This window comes from Burkholderia sp. YHN3-13 (genome assembly GCF_055810675.1).
Map to the genome: position 1 here is coordinate 101,114 of NZ_JBVVNQ010000011.1, position 21,357 is coordinate 122,470.

Sequence of the window (21,357 nt, forward strand, 5' to 3'; positions counted from 1 at the left end):
ACGGTTGCCATTAATATGGCGATTGAGCGGGCGGCTTCCTTCCGTTCAATTTTCCATTCGAACAAGGTTCATTGAATGATCACTCGCGCTGAATTGCTGGACATGCTTGCTTCGAACGCGCCGCAGGGTTTCGAGGCGCAAGCGCTGGGGCTGGTGCCGATCGTCGTCGAAACGAGCGGCCGCGGCGAGCGTTCGTACGATATCTACTCGCGTCTCCTGAAGGAGCGCCTGGTGTTCATGGTCGGCGAAGTGAACGACCAGACCGCCAATCTCGTGGTCGCGCAATTGCTGTTCCTCGAGAGCGAGAATCCCGACAAGGACATCAGCCTCTACATCAACAGCCCGGGCGGGTCGGTGTCGGCCGGCATGGCGATCTACGACACGATGCAGTTCATCAAGCCGGACGTGTCGACGCTGTGCATGGGGCTCGCGGCCAGCATGGGCGCGTTCCTGCTCGCGTCGGGCGCGAAGGGCAAGCGCTTCGCGCTGCCGAACTCGCGCGTGATGATCCACCAGCCGCTCGGCGGCGCGCGCGGCCAGGCGTCCGACATCGAGATCCAGGCCCGCGAAATCCTCTACCTGAAGGAGCGGCTGAACCAGCTGCTCGCGCAACACACGGGTCAGGACGTCGAGCGCATCGCGCGCGACACCGACCGTGATAACTTCATGTCGAGCGAAGACGCGAAAGCGTACGGGCTGATCGATCAGGTGCTGCTGAAGCGCCCGTGACCTTAAGTGGGGTGCCGCCCCGATTCGCGCGGCGCCCCGGCGATGTTCCGCACGCGCCGAGCATCTGCGGCAAGCGCATCCGGCCGGCTCCGGTCGCGCCCTAGGCGCGGCGTCCGGAGCATTCGGCGTATCATGTCATTTACCTGTCCGGAGGCTCTACATTCATGGCGGACAAAAAAGGTTCGAACAGCGAGAAGCTGTTGTATTGCTCGTTTTGCGGGAAGAGCCAGCATGAGGTGAAAAAACTCATCGCGGGCCCGTCGGTGTTCATCTGCGATGAATGTATCGACCTCTGCAACGAGATCATTCGCGACGAGGCGGCTGCCGCCGGCGTCGAGGCCAGCCTGTCGCGGTCGGATCTGCCGAGCCCGCAGGAAATTCGCGACATCCTCGATCAGTACGTGATCGGCCAGGAGCGCGCGAAGAAGATCCTCGCCGTGGCCGTGTACAACCACTACAAGCGCCTGAAGCACCTCGACAAGAAGGACGACGTCGAGCTGTCGAAGAGCAACATCCTGCTGATCGGCCCGACGGGCTCCGGCAAGACGCTGCTCGCGCAGACGCTCGCGCGGTTGCTGAACGTGCCGTTCGTGATTGCCGACGCGACGACGCTCACCGAAGCCGGCTACGTCGGCGAGGACGTCGAGAACATCATCCAGAAGCTGTTGCAGAACTGCAACTACGAGGTCGACAAGGCCCAGCGCGGGATCGTCTACATCGACGAAATCGACAAGATCAGCCGCAAGTCGGACAACCCGTCGATCACGCGCGACGTGTCGGGCGAGGGCGTCCAGCAGGCGCTGCTGAAGCTCGTCGAGGGCACGATGGCGTCGGTGCCGCCGCAGGGCGGCCGCAAGCACCCGAACCAGGATTTCATCCAGGTCGACACGACCAACATCCTGTTCATCTGCGGCGGCGCGTTCGACGGTCTCGAAAAGGTGATCACCGATCGCACCGAGAAAACCGGCATCGGCTTCGGCGCGACGGTCAAGAGCAAGCAGGAACGCGACGCGGGCGAGGTGCTGCGCGAAACGGAACCGGAAGACCTGATCAAATTCGGTCTGATCCCCGAATTGATCGGCCGCCTGCCGGTGGTCGCGACGCTCGGCAAGCTCGATGAAGCCGCGCTGATGAAGATCCTGGTCGAGCCGAAGAATGCGCTCGTCAAGCAGTATCACAAGCTGTTCGCGATGGAGCGCGTCGAGCTGGAAATCCGGCCGGGCGCGCTGCAGGCAGTCGCCCGCAAGGCGATCCGCCGCAAGACCGGCGCGCGCGGTTTGCGTTCGATCATCGAACAGGCGTTGCTCGACGTGATGTACGAGCTGCCGACGATGAAAGGGGTCAGCAAGGTCATCATCGACGAGAACGTCATCGATGGCGACGGCAAGCCCTTGCTGATCTACGAGGACACGCCGAAGGTGGCGGGTTCGAACTGACCGGCTTGCCGACGATGTTCAGCGAAAAAGGCCGTTCATGAGACCGTGGGCGGCTTTTTTTCGTTTATCTTGTGGGTAACTCTGACTCGACACGCGGTGGTTACTTTCTTACCGAATATTTCCCGCACTTGAAGGCTTGCAATTCGTTGTGGCGGCCTCAATTACCGAACAATTGATTCCACTCATGGGGAAATGAAATGTCAGGCACCCAACTTCTTCCGCCGGAACGCATCACGCTCCCGCTGCTGCCGCTGCGGGATGTCGTCGTTTTCCCGCACATGGTGATTCCGCTCTTCGTGGGCCGGCCGAAATCGATCAAGGCCCTCGAAGCAGCGATGGAAGGCGGCAAGCACATCATGCTCGTCGCCCAGAAAACCGCGGCCAAGGACGAACCGACCGAAAAGGACATGTACGAGGTCGGTTGTATCGCCAACATCCTGCAGATGCTGAAGCTGCCGGACGGCACCGTGAAGGTGCTCGTCGAGGGCCTGCAGCGCGCGAAGGCGTTGTCGATCGAAGAACAGGAGACGCAGTTCTCCTGCGACGTGATGCCGCTCGAGCCCGATCACGCGGACAGCGCCGAAACGGAAGCGCTGCGTCGCGCGATCGTGTCGCAGTTCGACCAGTACGTGAAGCTGAACAAGAAGATCCCGCCGGAGATCCTCACGTCGCTGTCGGGTATCGACGAAGCAGGCCGCCTCGCGGACATGATCGCCGAGCGCCTGCCGCTGAAGCTCGACCAGAAGCAGCACATCCTCGAAATGTTCCCGGTCATCGAGCGCCTCGAGCACCTGCTCGCGCAACTCGAAGCCGAGATCGACATCCTGCAGGTCGAAAAGCGCATCCGCGGGCGCGTGAAGCGCCAGATGGAAAAGAGCCAGCGCGAGTACTACCTGAACGAGCAGGTCAAGGCGATCCAGAAGGAACTCGGCGAAGGCGAGGAAGGGGCGGATCTCGAGGAACTCGAGAAGCGCATCAACGCCGCGCGCATGCCGAAGGAAGCGAAGAAAAAGGCCGATGCCGAGCTGAAGAAGCTGAAGCTGATGTCGCCGATGTCGGCGGAAGCGACCGTCGTGCGCAACTACATCGACACGCTGATCGGCTTGCCGTGGCGCAAGAAGAGCAAGGTCAACAACGACCTGTCGAACGCCGAGCAGGTGCTCGACGAGGATCACTTCGGCCTCGAGAAGGTGAAGGAACGGATCCTCGAGTACCTCGCGGTGCAACAGCGCGTCGACAAGGTCAAGGCGCCGATCCTGTGCCTCGTCGGGCCTCCGGGTGTCGGCAAGACCTCGCTCGGCCAGTCGATCGCCCGTGCGACGAACCGCAAGTTCGTCCGGATGGCGCTCGGCGGCGTGCGTGACGAGGCCGAGATCCGCGGTCACCGCCGGACGTACATCGGTTCGATGCCGGGCAAGATCCTGCAAAGCCTCGCGAAGGTCGGCGTGCGCAATCCGCTCTTCCTGCTCGACGAAGTCGACAAGATGGGCATGGATTTCCGCGGCGATCCGTCGTCGGCGCTGCTCGAAGTGCTCGATCCCGAACAGAACCACACGTTCGCCGACCACTACATCGAAGTCGACTTCGACCTGTCGGACGTGATGTTCGTCGCGACGTCGAACTCGCTGAACATCCCGCCGCCGCTGCTCGACCGGATGGAAGTGATTCGTCTGTCGGGCTACACGGAAGACGAGAAGGTCAGCATCGCCCAGCGTTACCTGCTGCCGAAGCAGAAGAAGAACAACGGGCTGAAGGACGGCGAGATCGAGGTCACCGAGCAGGCGATCCGCGACATCATCCGCTACTACACGCGTGAAGCCGGTGTGCGTTCGCTCGAGCGGGAAGTGTCGAAGATCTGCCGCAAGGTCGTGAAGATGCTGTTGCTGAAGAAGGCATCGGGCGCGATCAAGGTCGACGGCGAGAACCTCGACACATTCCTCGGCGTGCGCAAGTACGACTTCGGCCTCGCGGCGAAGGAAAACCAGGTCGGTCAGGTTACCGGCCTCGCGTGGACGGAAGTCGGCGGCGATCTGCTGACGATCGAAGCCGCGGTGATGCCGGGCAAGGGCAACGTGATCCGCACGGGTTCGCTCGGCGACGTGATGAAGGAGTCGGTCGAGGCTGCGCGTTCGGTCGTGCGCTCGCGTTCGCGGCGTCTGGGCATCAAGGACGAAGCGTTCGAGAAGCAGGACATTCACATTCACGTGCCGGAAGGCGCGACGCCGAAGGACGGTCCGTCCGCAGGCGGTGCGATGACGACCGCGCTGGTGTCGGTGCTGACGGGTATCCCCGTGCGTGCCGATGTCGCGATGACGGGCGAAATCACGTTGCGTGGCGAAGTGCTGCCGATCGGCGGGCTGAAGGAAAAGCTGCTGGCCGCGCATCGCGGCGGCATCAAGCTCGTGCTGATTCCGGAAGAGAACGTGAAGGATCTCGCGGACATTCCGGACAACGTGAAGAACGCGATCGAGATCGTGCCGGTCCGCTGGATCGACAAGGTGCTGGAACTCGCGCTCGAGCGTTCGCCGACGCCGCTGCCGCCGGAAGAAGAAGCGAAGGCGGCAGCACCGGTCGGCGAGGCGGCGAAGGATGCCGGCTCGACGGAAGTCGTCAAGCACTGAGACCCTGAGCGCCGTCGTTGCTGACGGTGGCTCACGAAACCCGCGGCGTGTCCGCGGGTTTTTTTATGGGCATCCCAAACGCATGTGCGGGCGTTTAAAAAAATTCACGTTCAGGCTTGGCAAAATGATCGGGGATGAATTAAACTTGCGGGCTCGCTGATTGTTGATGCGGAAACGCAGATCGCAGTCAGAACGAATCGGAAACGGGTGCTTAGCTCAGCTGGTAGAGCGGCGCCCTTACAAGGCGTAGGTCGGGGGTTCGAACCCCTCAGCACCCACCAGTTTCCCGATTCAGCCAGACCAAGGAGCGGTAGTTCAGTCGGTTAGAATACCGGCCTGTCACGCCGGGGGTCGCGGGTTCGAGTCCCGTCCGCTCCGCCAAACAAACAACCATGCCCGCCTCGTGCGGGCATTGTTGTTTGTGCGTTCGATTCGTGTGCGGTGCGTGACTGCGGGGATGATCGCCGGCGAGGCTCGGCCTTGCGATGCCCGGCGAGCGGAGTGGCAGCAAACAATACGACAGGAAACGCCGGAACGAAAAACCCGCGACGGCTCGAACGCGATCGCGGGTTTTTCATGGTTCTCGGCGCAGAGGTGCCGGTTTTCCGGCTCGCGCGGGGAGGCCTTACTGAACGCGTATCACCGGCGGCAGCTTGTAGGTTCCGTTCAGGAGCGGGGTGTCCGGCAGGTAGGTGCGCAGCGTCAGATTGAACGCGCCGGCGGGAGCCGGCAGCCAGTTGCTGGCGGGTACGCTCGCGGGTCGCACATGGCTGATGGTGAGCACGAGCGAGCCGTCGCTCGCGAACTGAAAGTTCGACGCCGGATAGGACAGCGCATAGATTCGATCGGGATTCGGATAAAAGAATGCCTGCGCCTGGTTCGTGCCGCCGTACAGCGTCAATGACCAGAAGGCGCGCGCCGGAGGAAGCTGTCCCGCCGGGAAGGTCATCTGATAGACGCCGTTGCCGTCGTAATTCGCCCCCGACGCGTTCGCCGCTCCCGTATTCGTGTAGTAAATCGCTTCGCTGCCGGGCAGCGCACCGAGGCCGTTCAGCGCAACGCGCGCCCGTAGCGTGTATTGGGTTCCATAGTTGCCGACATCGGCCGGACCGCCTGTCCAGCCATTCGCGTCGGTACTCGTCTGGGCGGCGGCTTGCTGCGTCCCGCCGCCCGTCAGACTCGCCAGCGCCTGTGCCGCGCCTGCGTCGATCGATGCCGCGTCGGCAGACGACGGGTTGAAGGTCTGCGTCGGGCCTATGCCTATCACGTCGAGCGCGTTCGTCAGCACGGCCGTATCCTGCGGCGTCGGCGGACTCTTTTTCAAGAGCCGGTTCACGTACTGAAAATACGATGGCCAGTTGGCATAACCGGGCGGCTTTTGCGTGTCCACGCTGTCCCACGCCGCGACACCGGTTCCGGCGGGTCGCGACACGACCAGTTGATTCTGGACGGCCCACGCCGCGGGATAATCGTTCGCATCGCTCACGTAAGTCCGCGCCAATGCCCACACCGCGTTGGTCGACGAGCGGAGCACGGTGATGCCTGCCGGGGCGGTTCCCTGCCAGTTCGGCCCCACGACCCAGAAGACCTTCGCGACGCCGTTGTCGGCGCTCGTGCCGCGAATCGCGAAGTTGTTCGTATAGGCGTCCATCAGCGCGAGGGAGAAGTAGCGGGTGCCGCTGGCGGGCGTGTCGATCTGAACAGGGCCCGCGTCCAGTTGAAGCATGGCGATGGAATACAGCGTGTCGTGATTGGGCTTCGTCACCGAGGTGGACGAAGCATCGGACAGCTGGCGATTGTGCAGAAACGTATTCGGCGCGAGGCCCTGAGCGATGTAGCTCTGTCGCGTTGCGTAGAACTGGTACAGCGGGAGCGTGAACAGCGTGGCGCTGTTCGCGGCATTTTCCGTCGCGGCGGGCGAAGCGCCCGAGCTGTCGACGCTGTCCCCGTTGCAGCCGGCCAGCAGGCCGACGGAGGCAGCGAATGCGACGAGGCGCGCGTGGTGAAGAAAACTCATCGAATGGTGCGGTATGGTCGAATGGTCGAATGGGCCGCACCCTTTCATCGTTCCGTCGATGAGCGTGGCACGGGCTGCACGGCGCGGAAAGCGTATCCGGCTTGCGATGCGGCACGAACGATCTATTTTCGATATGCAAAGTCCGACGACTCGTTAGGGCGGTATCGACCGATCGGCGTCGTGCGGTCGATCCTTGTCGTTTTTCCGGCCGTCGCATTGCTCGCGGCCAAAGACCCGGACGCGCATGCCAGGCTTGTGTCGTGTGCCCCGGTGTCCGGCGTCTTCCATTGACTGGCTCGATTCGCGGCCCCGGCCCTGCCTTGCGGTCGTCGGTGCCGATGGCGGCTGCGCCGCATCAGGCAAGCCCGCTCGGCGAACGAATGATCGTGTGCCGCGAACCTGGGCCGCCGCGATGGGAGGGCGACAATTGGGCGAGTGGCTGTCGGAGCTTCGCGAGGAGGGGGCCGGTGATGGCGTGCGCCCCGTGCCGAAAGGCGGGTATTTTTGCTCGTACTTCCGATGGTGTCTGCCGCGGGCGTCGCCGCTTTTCTCCCGTCCCACCCCGTATGTTGTAATATCGGGCGTTTTGTCCAATTTTCCCGTCACGCATGCTCGATTTCTTCCGTAATCACCAGCGCCTGATGATGGCGCTCCTGCTCCTGATCGTGTTGCCGGGGCTGGGTTTCGTCGGGATCCAAGGCTTCCGCGGCTTCTTCGACGATAGTGCGAACGTCGCGGCAGTCAACGGGCACAAGATCACGCGGGTCGAATTCGACGGCGCGTTCCGCCAGCAGATCGACCAGGCGCGCCAGGCACTCGGCGGGCAGTTCGACATCAAGATGTTCGATACGCCCGAGCATCGCAAGCAGGTGCTCGACGGCCTGATCCAGCAACGCGTGCTGGCCGACGAGACGCAACGTCTGCACCTGACCGCATCGGACAATGCCGTGCGCGACGCACTGATGAGCGACCCGATGATCGCGTCGCTGAAGAAGCCCGACGGCTCGATCGACGTCGAGCGCTATGCGCAGCTGCTGTCGTTCCAGGGGATGACGCCCGAGCAGTATCAGGAGCGCGTGCGCTACAGCCTCGCGCTGCAGCAGATTCCGGCCAGCATCGTGTCGAGCGCGTTCACGCCGAAGAGCCTCGCGCAACGCCTGTCCGAACTCGCCGCGCAGCAGCGCGAAGTGCAGGCGCTCGTGCTGAAGACGAGCGACTTCGCCGCGAAGGTCCAGCCGACCGACGCGCAGCTCACCGCGTACTATGACGCGCACAAGCAGAGCTTCGCGACGCCGGAGACCGCGACGATCCAGTACCTCGTCTATTCGCCGGCCGCGGCCGCCGCGAGCGCGCAGCCGACCGACGCGGACATCAAGAAGTTCTACGACGACAACCCGACGCATTTCCGCACCGAAGCGCAGGTGCGCGTGAGCCACATCTTCATCGCCGCACCGGGCAGCGCGAGCGCGACCGACAAGGCAGCGGCCAAGGCGAAGGCCGAGCAACTGCTCGCCGACGTGAAGGCGCATCCGGATCAGTTCGCGCAGATCGCGCAGAAGAACTCGCAGGACGCGCCGTCGGCGGCGAAGGGCGGCGACCTCGGCTTCATCACGCGCGGCTCGACGGCCGGCGGCAAGGCGTTCGACGATGCCGCGTTCGCGCTCAAGCAGGGTGACGTGAGCGGTGTCGTGCAGTCGGATCTCGGCTTTCACATCCTGAAGGCAACCGAAGTGAAGCCGGCGGCCGTGAAGCCGTTCGCGGACGTGAAGGACCAGATCGCGGCCGACCTGAAGCAGCAGTACGCGTCGAAGGCGTTCACGGACAACGCGGAAGGCTTCACGTCGACCGTCTACGAAAAGGCGAAAACTTTGCAGCCGGCCGCGGACAAGTACAAGCTGACGATCCAGACGGCCACCGTCACGCCGACGCCGAATCCGCAGCTGCCGCCGACGAGCCCGCTGAACAATCCGAAGTTCCTGGCTGCCGTGTTCGCGAACGACTCGGTGAAGAACCGGAACAATACGCAGGCGATCGACGTCGGCAACAACACGCTGATCTCGGCGCGCGTGACCGACTACAAGCCGGCGGCCGTACCCGCGCTCGACGCGATCAAGGACGTCGTGCGTCAGAAGGTCGTCGCCGAGCAGGCTGCGGAACTCGCGAAGAAGGATGGCGCGGCGAAGCTCGCCGAACTGCAGAAGTCGAAATCGGCCGACGGGTTCTCGGCTGCGCAGAAGGTGTCGCGCACGCAGTCGCAAGGCCTGACGCCGGCTGCGCTGAGCGCCGTCTACAAGGTCGATGCGAAGACGCTGCCGGCCTACGTCGGGGTCGATCTCGGTGCGGATGGCTATGCGATCTACCGTGTGAACGCGGTGATCCCCGGTTCGGCGGTCGATCCTCAGCAACTGGCGGCCGCGCAGCAGCAGATGGCGCAAGTCGATGCACAGAGCGAAGGCGAGGCCTATCTGAGCGCGCTGCGCGATCGCTCGAAGGTCAAGCTGTACGGTTCGCCGTCCAGCCAGAAGCAGGACGGCGACGACTGAGCATCGTTTCGCACGCAACAAAAAGCCCCGCTTCGAGCGGGGCTTTTCGTTTTCCGGCCGGGCGGCGGCGTCAGCCGCGCGGCTTGCCGAGCAGCGGCTTCAGCGCCGGCCACACGTTGTCGAGCAGCACGCCCTGGGCCTGCTGCGACGGATGCATCTGATCGGCCTGGAACATCTCGGGCTTGTTCTCGATACCGGCCAGCAGGAACGGCACGAGCGGCACGCCGAGATCCTTCGACAGTCGCGTATAGACGGCGTGGAACTTCTGCGTGTAGTCGGGGCCGTAGTTGGGTGGCACGTACATGCCGACCAGGACGACGCGGGCCTGTGCGCGTCGCGCGTCGGCGATGATGTCGCGCAGGTTCTGCTCGGTCGTTGCGAGCGGCACGCCGCGCAGCGCATCGTTCGAACCGAGTTCGACCACGACGATCGACGGCTTGAGCCGCTGCAGCACCGCGGGCAGCCGCGCACGGCCGCCGCTCGTGGTGTCGCCGCTGACGCTGGCGTTCGCGACGCTATAATCGATTCGCTCGGTCGTGAGCCGCTGCCGCAGCAAGGCCACCCAGCCGGTGTCGCGCGGCAGCCCGTATTCGGCCGACAAGCTGTCGCCGAGCACGGCGATCACGGGCTGGCCCGATGTCGGCGTCGTCGCGGCGTGTGCCGGTAGCGTGGTGGCAAACAGGGTGCCCAGCAGCGCGGTGAGCGCCGTGCGTCTTTTCCAGCGAAATGTCGTGTTCATGTTCAAGATTACCGATCCGATCATCGAAGTCCATGACGTATGCAAGCGGGTCGCCGATGCGACGGGCGAGCTGACGATCCTCGACGGCATCACGCTTGCGGTGCAGCCGGGCAGCAGCCTCGCGATCGTCGGCGCGTCCGGGTCGGGCAAATCGACGCTGCTCGGCCTGCTTGCGGGATTGGACAGCGCGACGAGCGGCACGGTTCGCCTGCTCGGCCGCGTGCTCGACCAGCTCGACGAGGACGAGCGCGCCGCGCTGCGCAACGGCGCGGTCGGGTTCGTGTTCCAGTCGTTCCAGCTGATGCCGCACCTGACGGCGCTCGAGAACGTGATGCTGCCGCTCGAGCTGCGGGGCGGCATCAGCGCGCGCGAGGCGGCCGACCGGGCCCGCGCGCTGCTCGTGCAGGTCGGGCTCGGCGAACGCACCGCGCATTACCCGAAGCTGTTGTCGGGCGGCGAGCAGCAACGCGTCGCACTCGCGCGCGCGTTCGTCACGCGCCCGGCGGTCCTGTTCGCCGACGAGCCGACCGGCAGTCTCGACGCGGCGACGGGCCATGCGGTCATCGACCTGATGTTCGAACTGAACCGCACGCACGGCGCCACGCTCGTGCTCGTCACGCACGATGCCGAACTCGCGCGCCGCTGCGAGACGACCGTGACGCTCGACACCGGCCGCATCGTCACACCGCATACGGCATAGCGCCACGCGTGAATCGTTCTGCCGGCCGCGCAGGGTGGGCCGCGCGGCCGCCACGGGCATGACGCCGTCGCGTCAGCGCTTCAGCGCCGCGCGGGCGCGCTCGATCAGCGCCGTGGTCGACGAGTCGTGCTTCGCCGGATCGACCGACTCGGCCGACAGGTCGGCCTCGACCACCTTGCCGAGAATCTTGCCGAGCTCGACGCCCCACTGGTCGAACGGATTGATGTCCCACACCGTTGCCTGCACGAGCACCTTGTGTTCGTAAAGCGCGATCAGCGCGCCGAGCGTGCGCGGCGTCAGCGCATCGACGAGCAGCGTCGTGGTCGGGCGGTTGCCGGGGAACGTCAGGTGCGGCGCGAGCGCCTCCTTGCCGGGCCCGGCGATCTTGCGCGCTTCGTCGAGCGTGCGGCCGAGCATCAGTGCCTCGCTCTGCGCGAAGCAGTTCGCGAGCAGCTTCGGATGATGGCTCGCGAGCGGATGCTCGGGCGTCAGCACCGCGATGAAGTCGATCGGCACGATCGTCGGCCCCTGGTGCAGCATCTGGAAGAACGCGTGCTGGCCGTTGGTGCCCGGCTCGCCCCACGTGACGGCCGACGTCGGGTAATCGACGAAGGTGCCGTCCAGGCGCGCGGATTTGCCGTTGCTCTCCATTTCGAGCTGCTGCAGGTACGACGGCAGGTAGTGCAGCGCTTCCGAGTACGGCGCGACGAGATAACTCTGCGAACCGAAGAAATTCCGGTACCAGATGCCGATCAGGCCGAGCAGCACCGGCAGGTTGCGTTCCAGCGGCGCTTCGCGGAAATGGCGGTCCATGTCGTTCGCGCCGGCCAGCAGTTCGTCGAACTGCTCGGGGCCGATCGCGATCATGATCGACAGGCCGACCGCCGACCACAGCGAATAGCGACCGCCGACCCAGTCCCACATTTCGAACACGTTGTCCGCGGCGATGCCGAACTTCACGACTTCGGCCGGGTTCGCCGACACGCCGACGAAGTGCTTCGACAGCGCGTCCTCGGGGCAGCCGCGCGCGACGAACCAGTCGCGCAGCGAGCGGGCGTTCGTCATCGTCTCGAGCGTCGTGAAGGTCTTCGACACGATGATCGCGAGCGTTTCCTCGGGATCGACCTGTTCGAGCACGCGCGCGAGATCGGCGCCGTCGACGTTCGACACGAAGTGGGTCGAGATTTCCGGCGTCGCGACGTGGTGCAGCGCATGCACGACCATCTTCGGGCCGAGATCGGAGCCGCCGATGCCGATGTTGATCACGTGACGGATGCGCTTGCCCGTGTAGCCCGTCCAGGTGCCGCTGCGCACGGCGCGCGCAAAGGTTGCCATCTTCGCGCGCTCGGCGCTCACCTGCGCGTGGAACGGCGCTTGCGGGTCGGTCGCGCGCAGCGCGGTATGCAGCGCGGCGCGGCCTTCGGTCGGGTTGACGATCTCGCCCGCGAACATCGCGTCGCGGCGCGCTTCGACACCTGCGTCGCGTGCGAGCTGCACGAGCAGGCGCAGGGTTTCGTCGTCGATGCGGTTCTTCGAGAAATCGGCCGCGAGACCGCCGCCCGGAATCGTGAAGCGTTCGGCGCGGGTCGGCGCACGGTCGTTTTCCGGCGCGAACCAGTCGCGCAACCGGGCGTGACGGATCTGTTCGAAGTGGGATTGAAGGGCAGTCCAGGCGGGGAGCGAATTCAGCGTCATGGCGGTTCGAGTGAAGCGTGAATCGGGAGGAATGCCGCGCCGGCTCATCGGGATCGGAAGGCCGGCGGACGAGAGGGCCCGCCGTGCGGCGGGGCAGTCAGTATAGCGGCGTTACGTGTCGGCGCGCGGCGACGGATAAAAAAGGCGATTGATCAGCGTGCGCACCATCGGCGCGAGTTCGCCCGCGGCGAGCCCGGCCGGGCCGATGCCGTTCGCGGTCAGCGTGTCGGCGGCGAGCCCGTGCAGGTAGACGCCCGCGAGCGCCGCTTCGTACGGCGCGACGCGCTGCGCGAGCAGCGCGCCGATCAGGCCGCCGAGCACGTCGCCGGTGCCGCCCGTGGCGAGCGCCGCGTTGCCGGTCGGGTTGATCGTCACGCGGCCGTCGGGTGCCGCAATCACCGTGCCCGAGCCTTTCAGCACGACGATCGCCGCATAACGCGTGGCAAGCGCCTGCGCGGCCGCGACGCGGTCCCGCTGCACGGCGGCCGTGTCGCCGCCGAGCAGCCGCGCGGCTTCGAGCGGATGCGGCGTCAGCACGCACGGATGGCCGTGCGCGCCGCGGGCGGCGACGGCGGCCGCGAGATCCGCGTGCGTCGCGACGAGGTTCAGCGCGTCGGCATCGAGCAGCGTCGCGGCGGCGTGCGCGAGCACATCGCGCACGAGGGTCGCCGCAGCTTCGCGCATACCGAGCCCGCAGCCGGCGGCGAGCGCGGTCATCGCATCGAGATCGAGGCCGTCGGCCGGGTGCAGCATCAGTTCGGGGAACGGCGGGTCGTACGGCGGCGCGCCGGCGCCAAGGAAGCCGACGTGCACCTTGCCGGCGCCGGCGAACAGCGCGGCGCGCGCGGCCAGGATCGGCGCGCCGCACATGCCGGTATCGCCGCCGAGCACCGCCAGGCTGCCGTACGTACCCTTGTGGGACGAATGCGCGCGCGCGGGCAGCGCCGCCACGAACCGCGCGGGCGCATTCAGCACGATGGCCGGCGCGGCGGGCGGCGCGACGTCGAGCGATGCGATGTCGATCGCGCCGGCGAGGTCGCGGCCGTCGCCCGTGTAGAGGCCCGGTTTCGCGCCGATGAAGGTGAGCGTGTGGGTGGCCGCGACGGCGACACCCGCGCCGACGATCCGGCCGGTATCGCTGTCGAGCCCGCTCGGCACGTCGAGGGCGAGCACCCGGCCGCCGTTGCGCGCATGCGCGGCGATCCGCGCGGCCTGCTCGGCGAATGCGCCGTCGAGCGCGCGGCCGAGACCGATGCCGAACAGCCCGTCGACGACCCACGCGTATTCGTCCAGCGAGGCGGGCGGTGTGGCCGACAGCGGCACGCCGGCCGTGCGGGCGAGGCCGAGCGCCCATTGCGCGTCGTCCGGCTTGACCGGTACCGGCATCCACGCCTGCGTCGCGACACCGAGCTGCTGGAGGTGCGCGGCGGCCACCAGCGCGTCGCCGCCGTTGTTGCCGGGGCCGACCGCGAACCAGACGGGGCGGTCGTCGCCGGCGACGCGCTCGGACAGCCAGTGCGCGGCGGCGGCGCCCGCGCGGCCCATCAGCGTGTGCGGCGGCAGCGCCGCGGCGGCGTCGGCTTCGGCCGCGCGCAGGTCGGCGACGCGCAGCAGCGCGATCGGGTCGGAATCGGGAAGCGGGCGGGTAACGGTCATCGCGGGATCGTGGCGGCTGGCAAGGATGCCGCCACGGGGCGAGCCCGCGTGGCGGTCAGGGGGTGAAGCGGCCGGCGCCGAGCGCGGCGAGCGTGTCGGCGGGCCACTGCCGGGCGTCGCCGCCCAGGTAGTCGGTCACCACTTTAGCAGACCCGCATGCGAGGCCCCAGCCGGTCGGGCCATGCCCGAAGTTGACGAACACGCGCGGATGCGGGGTCGGACCCACGACGGGCAGGCCGTCCGGCGACAGCAGCTGCATGCCTTGCCACGACAGCGCGGCCGAAATCCTCGCGGCGCCCGGCACCCAGTCGTGAACGGCCTGGCCGAGCAGCGCGAGCGCGGCCTCGGACAGCGGCTCGGCGAGCGGCTTCGCGGTGTCGGCGAGGCTTTGCAGCACGGCGCCGCCGCCGACGCGCAGCCGCTGGTGGGTGCGCGTGATCGAGATCCGCTTGATCGAATCGACGACGCTCAGGTGCGGCGCGTGTTCCTCGTACGCGACCGGCGCGGTGAGCGTGTGGACGCGCACCGGGTGCAGCGGCAGGCGCCAGCCGAGCCGTTCGAGCAACGGTACGCTGCCGGCGCCGGCGGCGACCACGATCGCGTCGGCGGAAATCACGTCGACCTCGCGCGCCCGGGCCGCGGTCCGGTTGCCGGACGGCGCGAGCTCGACCGCGGCGCGGCCGCTGTCGACGCGGATCGCGGCGACGTCCGCGCCGAAGCGGAACTGCACGCCGTGCTCGTCGAGCGTCTGCTTGACCAGTTTCGCGAACAGCGGGCAGTTGCCGGTGCGCTCGGTTTCGAGCAGCACGCCGCCGGCGAAGCCGGGCTCGGCCGGTACCGACGGTTCGAGCGCCGCGCATTCGGCGGCGGTGAGCGTGCGGTACGGCTGGTCGAGCGTGCGCAGCAGGTCGAGCGCGGGCTGCAGCGCATCCCAGTCGCGCGGGTCGCGCACCACGTGCAGGATGCCGGGCTTCTGCTCGAATTCGAGTTCGAGGCGCGCCTCGATGTCGGCGAGCGTGTCGCGCGATGCGTCGATCAGCGGGCGCAGCCGGGCGTACTGCGCGGCGAACGCGTCGGGCTCGCGCAGCGTGCCGAGCTGCTTGACGAAGCGGCGGACGCCGCCGTTGAGGCCCGGCTTGTAGACGATGCCGCTGTCGCGCGGCTGGCGCTGGCGCATGAAGGTCGGGCCGAACCAGACGTCGAGCGGGCTCGGCAGCAGCGCGCCGCCGTCGCCGTAGGTCGCCCCCTGCGCGACGGTCGCGTGGCGTTCGACCACGCAGACGCGATGGCCGGCCGCGCGCAGCTGGTAGGCGGTGGCGACGCCGCTGATTCCGCCGCCGATGACGATGACATCCATGGAGATTGCTTCGATGACGGGTGGCGCGCACGCTGCCCGGTGAAAATTCGCTGAGGCCCCCGGCCCGGTGAACCCGGAATGATAGCGCCAAAAGCGCCGGAACCGGCGGCGGGCGAACATGCGCCGTGCGGTCGCACCACGGCGGCCTGCCAGCGCACCCGTGCGGGCCGGCCTGGCGGGCCGCCGCGCGCGGCACGTACCCGGGCACCGTCGCGGTGCATGCGGACGACCGATCGCCGGTCTTGGGCGCTCGACTTCCGGGTATAATTACGGCCTTCCTTTCGCCCCACGTCGCCACCTCGCGCGACTCATCGACGTCAGTCCAGCCCATGGCTCACTTCTCGTGTTTTCCCGGCGCTTCGGCCCTCTCCGATTTCCGTCAAACCCGTCTGCTCGACACGCTCAGGCAAATCGACGCCAACATCGTCGCGGTGCGCGGCCAGTTCCTGCACTTCGTCAATGCGGCCGAGGCGCTGTCGGCCGACGACAGCGCGCGCATCGACGCGCTGATGCACTACGGCGCGCCGTTCCAGCCGGCGAGCGAGAAGGGCGCCACCGAGACCTTCGTCGTGCTGCCGCGCTTCGGCACCGTCTCGCCGTGGGCGAGCAAGGCGACCGACATCGCGCAGCACTGCGGCCTCACGCACGTGCGCCGCATCGAGCGCGGCGTCGAATTCACGGTCACGCTGAAGTCGGGCCTGCTCGGCGGCAAGAAGGCGCTGTCGGACGAGGCGCGCGCGGCCGTCGCGACCGCGCTGCATGACCGGATGACCGAAAGCGTGGTCGCGGCGCGCGACGACGCGAAGCACCTGTTCGACGAACTGCCGGCCAAGCCGCTGTCGACCGTCGACGTGCTGGGTATCGGCCGCGGCGCGCTCGAGCGCGCGAACGTCGAGCTGGGCCTCGCGCTCGCCGACGACGAGATCGACTACCTGGTCGACGCGTTCCGCAAGCTCGAACGCAACCCGACCGACGTCGAGCTGATGATGTTCGCGCAGGCGAACAGCGAACACTGCCGCCACAAGATCTTCAACGCGCAGTGGACGATCGACGGCGAAGCGCAGGACATGTCGCTGTTCGCGATGATCCGCAACACCGAAAAACTGAGCCCGCAGGGCACGATCGTCGCGTATTCGGACAACTCGTCGATCATGGTGGGCGCCGAAGCCGAGCGCTGGTTCCCGCGCAACGCGGGCGCGGCCGGCGAGCCGGGCGAGCGCTACGGCCGCCATACCGAGCTCACGCACACGCTGATGAAGGTCGAGACGCACAACCACCCGACGGCGATCTCGCCGTTCCCGGGCGCGGCGACCGGCGCGGGCGGCGAGATCCGCGACGAAGGCGCGACGGGCCGCGGCGCGCGTCCGAAGGCCGGCCTGACGGGCTTCACCGTGTCCAACCTCGACCTGCCGGACGCCCGCCAGCCGTGGGAAAACGCACGTGACGCGGCGCAGCCGGTCGGCGAGCGCAACCCGAACGACGCGCACGGCCCGTACGGCCGTCCGGACCGCATCGCGTCGCCGCTGCAGATCATGATCGACGGCCCGCTCGGCGGCGCCGCGTTCAACAACGAATTCGGCCGCCCGAACCTCGGCGGCTACTTCCGCGTGTACGAGCAGAACGTCGGCGGGAAGGTGCATGGTTATCACAAGCCGATCATGATCGCGGGCGGCCTCGGCAACATCGCGGATCAGCATACGCACAAGCATGACGTGCCGGCCGGCTCGCTGCTGATCCAGATCGGCGGCCCCGGCATGCGGATCGGGATGGGCGGCGGCGCGGCGAGCTCGATGGCGACCGGCGCGAACACGGCCGAGCTCGACTTCGACTCCGTGCAGCGCGGCAACCCGGAAATCGAGCGGCGCGCGCAGGAAGTGATCAACGGCTGCTGGCAGCTCGGCGCGGAAAACCCGATCCTGAGCATCCACGACGTCGGCGCGGGCGGCCTGTCCAACGCGTTCCCGGAAATCGTCGACGGCGCGGGCAAGGGCGCGCGCTTCGAACTGCGCAAGGTCGCGCTCGAGGAATCGGGCCTGTCGCCGCGCGAAATCTGGTCGAACGAAGCGCAGGAGCGCTACGTGCTGGCGATCGCGCCGGCCGACCTGCCGCGCTTCGAGGCGATCTGCGCGCGTGAGCGCTGCCCGTTCGCGGTGGTCGGCGTCGCGACCGACGAGCGCCAGCTGAAGCTGGTCGACGACGAAGCGACGGGCGCCGACGAATACCCGGTCGACATGCCGATGGAAGTGCTGCTCGGCAAGCCGCCGCGCATGCATCGCGACGTCGCGCGCGTGACGACCGAGCGCGCGCCGGTCGACGTGACGGGCATCGCGCTGTCGGAAGTCGCGATCGACGTGCTGAAGCACCCGACGGTCGGCAGCAAGTCGTTCCTGATCACGATCGGCGACCGTTCGGTCGGCGGCACGTCGGTGCGCGACCAGATGGTCGGCCCGTGGCAGGTGCCGGTGGCCGACTGCGCGGTGACCGCGCTCGACTACGCGGGCTTCAAGGGCGAGGCGATGACGATGGCCGAGCGCACGCCGCTCGCGGTGATCGACGCGCCCGCATCGGGCCGCATGGCCGTCGGCGAGGCGATCACGAACATCGCGAGCGCGCCGATCGCGTCGCTCGACAAGCTGAAGCTGTCGGCGAACTGGATGGCCGCGTGCGGGACGGCCGGCGAGGACGCCGCGCTGTTCGACACGGTCAAGGCGATCGGCATGGAGCTGTGCCCGGCACTCGGGATCGGCATCCCGGTCGGCAAGGACTCGCTGTCGATGAAGACGAAGTGGGACGAGCAGGGCGTCGCGAAGGAAGTGGTGTCGCCGGTGTCGCTGATCATCTCCGCGTTCGCGCCGGTCGAGGACGTGCGCCGTCACCTGACGCCGCAATTGCGCCGCATCGCCGACGCGGGCGACAGCGTGCTGATCGCGATCGATCTCGGCCGCGGCAAGAACCGGATGGGCGGCAGCATCTTCGCGCAGGTCACGCAGCAGATCGGCGACACGACGCCGGACGTCGACGACGCCGAAGACCTGAAGCGCTTCTTCACCGCGATCCAGTCGCTCAATGCGCAAGACAAGCTGCTCGCGTACCACGACCGCTCGGACGGCGGCCTGTGGGCGACGGTGTGCGAAATGGCGTTCGCGGGCCACGCCGGCGTGTCGCTGAACGTCGACATGCTGACGCTCGACCCGAACCACGAATCCGACTACGGCGACGCGAAGGACTGGGCGAAGCAGACGAGCGGCCGTCGTGACGACCGCACGCTGCGCGCGCTGTTCTCGGAAGAACTCGGCGCCGTCGTGCAGGTGCGGGCGGCCGACCGCGACGCGGTGCTCGGCGCGCTGCGCGAGTTCGGCCTGTCGGCGTGCTCGCACGTGATCGGCTCGGTCAACGACCGCGACGTGATCGAGGTGTACCGCGACGCGAAGAAGATCTTCGACGCGCCGCGTGCCGAACTCCATCGCGCGTGGAGCGAAGTGAGCTGGCGCATCGCGCGCCTGCGCGACAACCCCGCCTGCGCGGACGCCGAATACGACGCGCTGCTCGATGCGGCCGATCCGGGCATCTCGCCGGTGCTGAGCTTCGATCCGGCCGACGACATCGCCGCGCCGTTCATCGCGACGGGCGCGCGGCCGCGCGTCGCGATCCTGCGCGAGCAGGGCGTGAACTCGCACCTGGAAACGGCCTACGCGTTCGACCGTGCGGGCTTCGACGCGCACGACGTGCACATGAGCGACCTGCTCGCCGGCCGCGCGACGCTCGCCGATTTCGCGGGTGCGGTCGCGTGCGGCGGCTTCTCGTACGGCGACGTGCTGGGCGCGGGCGAAGGCTGGGCGAAGACGATTCGTTTCAACGCGAACCTCGCCGACATGTTCTCGGCGTTCTTCGCGCGCCCCGACACGTTCGCCCTCGGCATCTGCAACGGCTGCCAGATGCTGTCGAGCATCGCGTCGATGATCCCGGGCGCGGAAGCGTGGCCGAAGTTCACGCGCAACAAGTCCGAGCAGTTCGAGGCGCGCTTCTCGTTCGTCGAAGTGGAGAAGTCGCCGTCGATCTTCTTCGCGGGGATGGAAGGCTCGCGGATTCCGGTCGCGGTCGCGCACGGCGAAGGTTATGCGGATTTCTCGCAGCAGGGCGACATCGATCGCGTCGCGGTTGCGATGCGATACGTCGACCACCGCGGCGAGGCGACCGAGCGTTATCCGTTCAACCCGAACGGCTCGCCGGCCGGCATCACGTCGGTCACGACGGCCGACGGCCGCTTCTCGGTGCTGATGCCGCACATGGAGCGCGTGCACCGTACGGTGACGATGAGCTGGCATCCGGAAGGCTGGGGTGAAGCGAGCCCGTGGATGCGCGTGTTCCGCAACGCGCGCCGCTGGATCGGCTGATCCCGATGATGTTCGATCCGCACGCGCCGGTCGAGGTCGTCACGCTGCGCGACGCACGCGCGAGCGAGGCCGACGCGATCGGCCGCGTGATCCGCGCGGCGTTCGCGGGCGAGCCGCAGGGCGGGCAGTTCGAGCAGCGTATCGTCGATGCGCTGCGCGCGGACGGCGCGCTGAGCGTGTCGCTCGTCGCGGAGCGCGACGGGCGCGTCATCGGCCACGTCGCGTTCTCGCCGGTGGCGATCGGCGGCGCGCCGTCCGGCAGCCAGCAATGGTATGGGCTCGCGCCGCTCGCGGTGCTGCCCGACTGCCAGCGGCAGAGCATCGGCGCGGGGCTCGTGCGCACGGGGCTCGACGCGCTGCGCCGGCTCGGCGCGCGCGGCTGCGTCGTGCTCGGGGAGCCGGCGTACTATGCGCGTTTCGGGTTCGAACCGCGTGACGGCATCGTGTTTCCGGGCTTGCCGCCCGAGTATTTCCTCGCATTGTCGTTCGACGAATCGGCACCGCCGCCATCGGGCGACGTGCGCTATCACGACGTGTTTTATCCCGCGTAGCGCGGGTCGCGTCCGGTACGGAAAAGGCCGCTCTGAGGAGCGGCCTTTTGCATGGCATGGTCCGGCGCATCAAAAGAAAAAGCCGCTCCGGAGAGCGGCTTTCTTTCGTTGCGCGGGCGACGCGCGCCGGCGTTACTGGATCTTCGCCTGCTGGCGCAGGCCTTCCTCGAACGCCTGCAGCTTCTGCTGCACGAGCTGCTGCGCGATCTGCGCCTTCACCTGCTCGAGCGGCGGCGGTGCGATGTCGCGGATGTCGTCGACGCGGATGATGTGCCAGCCGAACTGCGTCTTCACCGGCGTGTCGGTCATCTGGCCTTTCTGCAGCTTCTGCGCCGCTGCCGCGAATTCCGGCACGTACGCCTTCGGATCGGACCAGTCGAGATCGCCGCCGTTCTTGCCCGAACCCGGATCCTTCGAGTATTGCTTCGCGAGATCCTCGAACTTCGCGCCGGCCTTGATCTTCGCGATCAGGTCCTTCGCCTGCTGCTCGTCGCTGACGAGGATGTGGTGCAGGTGGTATTCGCGGTTGCCGCCCGCGCCCTTGACGAGGTCGTCGTAGCGCGCCTTCACTTCGGCGTCGGTCGGCTGGTTCTTCTTCAGGAAGCTCTCGATCATCGAACGCAGCACGACGGTCTGCTGCGCGACGGCGACCTGCGCCTTCACGTCCGGACGATTCGGGATGCCTTCGCGGATTGCTTCCTGCATCAGGATTTCGCGGTTCACGAGTTCCTGGCGCACGGCCTGCTGCAGTTGCGGGCCGTCGGTCTGCCCTTGCTGGACGAGCTGCGCGACCATCGCATCGGCGCGCGACTTCGGAATCGGCGTGCCGTTGACGACGGCGATGTTCTGGGCGAATGCCGGTGCCGCTGCGAAAGCAGCCGCCGCGACCCACAGGCGGGGGGATTTCAGGATCATCGGG

General features: G+C 67.3%; 13 protein-coding genes and 2 tRNA genes. 9 read left to right on the forward strand and 6 right to left on the reverse strand.

Features of this window, described 5'->3' with window-relative positions:
- The first annotated feature begins 75 nt into the window (after positions 1-75).
- The 5 genes from clpP to AC0KUR_RS23700 all read left to right on the forward strand — a co-directional run bounded on the left by clpP (position 76) and on the right by AC0KUR_RS23700 (position 5,167).
- Positions 76-729 carry an ATP-dependent Clp endopeptidase proteolytic subunit ClpP gene (clpP, locus tag AC0KUR_RS23680; RefSeq protein WP_010092137.1) on the forward strand — a complete coding sequence of 218 codons (654 nt, stop codon included), beginning with the start codon at positions 76-78 and terminating at the stop codon, positions 727-729.
- A 164-nt stretch (positions 730-893) separates the two neighbouring features.
- Positions 894-2,165 (forward strand): ATP-dependent Clp protease ATP-binding subunit ClpX, encoded by a 1,272-nt coding sequence (gene clpX, locus AC0KUR_RS23685; protein WP_006489345.1) that lies wholly within the window; start codon positions 894-896, stop codon positions 2,163-2,165.
- A 197-nt stretch (positions 2,166-2,362) separates the two neighbouring features.
- Entirely contained in the window at positions 2,363-4,786 is a 2,424-nt protein-coding gene (lon, locus tag AC0KUR_RS23690; protein ID WP_012328699.1) for an endopeptidase La, read from the forward strand.
- A 205-nt stretch (positions 4,787-4,991) separates the two neighbouring features.
- A tRNA-Val gene (locus AC0KUR_RS23695) sits at positions 4,992-5,067 on the forward strand.
- Positions 5,068-5,090: 23 nt separating this feature from the next.
- A tRNA-Asp gene (locus AC0KUR_RS23700) sits at positions 5,091-5,167 on the forward strand.
- A 244-nt stretch (positions 5,168-5,411) separates the two neighbouring features.
- Here the strand turns inward: AC0KUR_RS23700 and AC0KUR_RS23705 are convergent.
- On the reverse strand, positions 5,412-6,803 hold the full coding sequence (locus AC0KUR_RS23705) for a DUF1254 domain-containing protein (protein ID WP_473376487.1): 1,392 nt from the start codon (positions 6,801-6,803) through the stop codon (positions 5,412-5,414).
- Positions 6,804-7,411: 608 nt separating this feature from the next.
- On the opposite strand from AC0KUR_RS23705, the gene AC0KUR_RS23710 reads away from it, so the two are divergent.
- Positions 7,412-9,346 carry a SurA N-terminal domain-containing protein gene (locus AC0KUR_RS23710; protein WP_473376488.1) on the forward strand — a complete coding sequence of 645 codons (1,935 nt, stop codon included), beginning with the start codon at positions 7,412-7,414 and terminating at the stop codon, positions 9,344-9,346.
- Between the two features lie 70 nt (positions 9,347-9,416).
- Here AC0KUR_RS23710 and AC0KUR_RS23715 read toward each other — a convergent pair whose 3' ends face one another.
- A complete protein-coding gene (locus AC0KUR_RS23715; RefSeq protein WP_034188766.1) occupies positions 9,417-10,085 on the reverse strand; it encodes an arylesterase in 669 nt (222 codons plus the stop codon).
- Between AC0KUR_RS23715 and AC0KUR_RS23720 the strand changes: the two genes are divergently transcribed.
- Positions 10,084-10,785 (forward strand): ABC transporter ATP-binding protein, encoded by a 702-nt coding sequence (locus AC0KUR_RS23720; RefSeq protein WP_034188765.1) that lies wholly within the window; start codon positions 10,084-10,086, stop codon positions 10,783-10,785. The genes AC0KUR_RS23715 and AC0KUR_RS23720 overlap by 2 nt on opposite strands.
- Positions 10,786-10,857: 72 nt before the next feature.
- On the opposite strand, the gene pgi is transcribed toward AC0KUR_RS23720, so the two are convergent.
- From pgi to AC0KUR_RS23735, 3 genes are all read right to left on the reverse strand, one after another.
- Positions 10,858-12,480 carry a glucose-6-phosphate isomerase gene (pgi, locus tag AC0KUR_RS23725; protein WP_059561747.1) on the reverse strand — a complete coding sequence of 541 codons (1,623 nt, stop codon included), beginning with the start codon at positions 12,478-12,480 and terminating at the stop codon, positions 10,858-10,860.
- Between the two features lie 111 nt (positions 12,481-12,591).
- Positions 12,592-14,136, reverse strand: coding sequence for an NAD(P)H-hydrate dehydratase (locus AC0KUR_RS23730; RefSeq protein WP_124608913.1), 1,545 nt, complete (start codon positions 14,134-14,136; stop codon positions 12,592-12,594).
- Positions 14,137-14,191: 55 nt separating this feature from the next.
- Positions 14,192-15,493 (reverse strand): FAD-dependent oxidoreductase, encoded by a 1,302-nt coding sequence (locus tag AC0KUR_RS23735; RefSeq protein ID WP_059561744.1) that lies wholly within the window; start codon positions 15,491-15,493, stop codon positions 14,192-14,194.
- 329 nt (positions 15,494-15,822) lie between these two features.
- On the opposite strand from AC0KUR_RS23735, the gene purL reads away from it, so the two are divergent.
- Positions 15,823-19,887: a phosphoribosylformylglycinamidine synthase gene (gene purL, locus AC0KUR_RS23740; RefSeq protein ID WP_473376489.1), complete on the forward strand. Its 4,065-nt coding sequence runs from the start codon at positions 15,823-15,825 to the stop codon at positions 19,885-19,887.
- A gap of 5 nt (positions 19,888-19,892) precedes the next feature.
- Positions 19,893-20,438 (forward strand): GNAT family N-acetyltransferase, encoded by a 546-nt coding sequence (locus AC0KUR_RS23745; RefSeq protein ID WP_473376514.1) that lies wholly within the window; start codon positions 19,893-19,895, stop codon positions 20,436-20,438.
- A gap of 132 nt (positions 20,439-20,570) precedes the next feature.
- Here the strand turns inward: AC0KUR_RS23745 and AC0KUR_RS23750 are convergent, their stop codons facing one another.
- Positions 20,571-21,353: a peptidylprolyl isomerase gene (locus AC0KUR_RS23750; protein WP_034188760.1), complete on the reverse strand. Its 783-nt coding sequence runs from the start codon at positions 21,351-21,353 to the stop codon at positions 20,571-20,573.
- Positions 21,354-21,357: the final 4 nt, after the last annotated feature.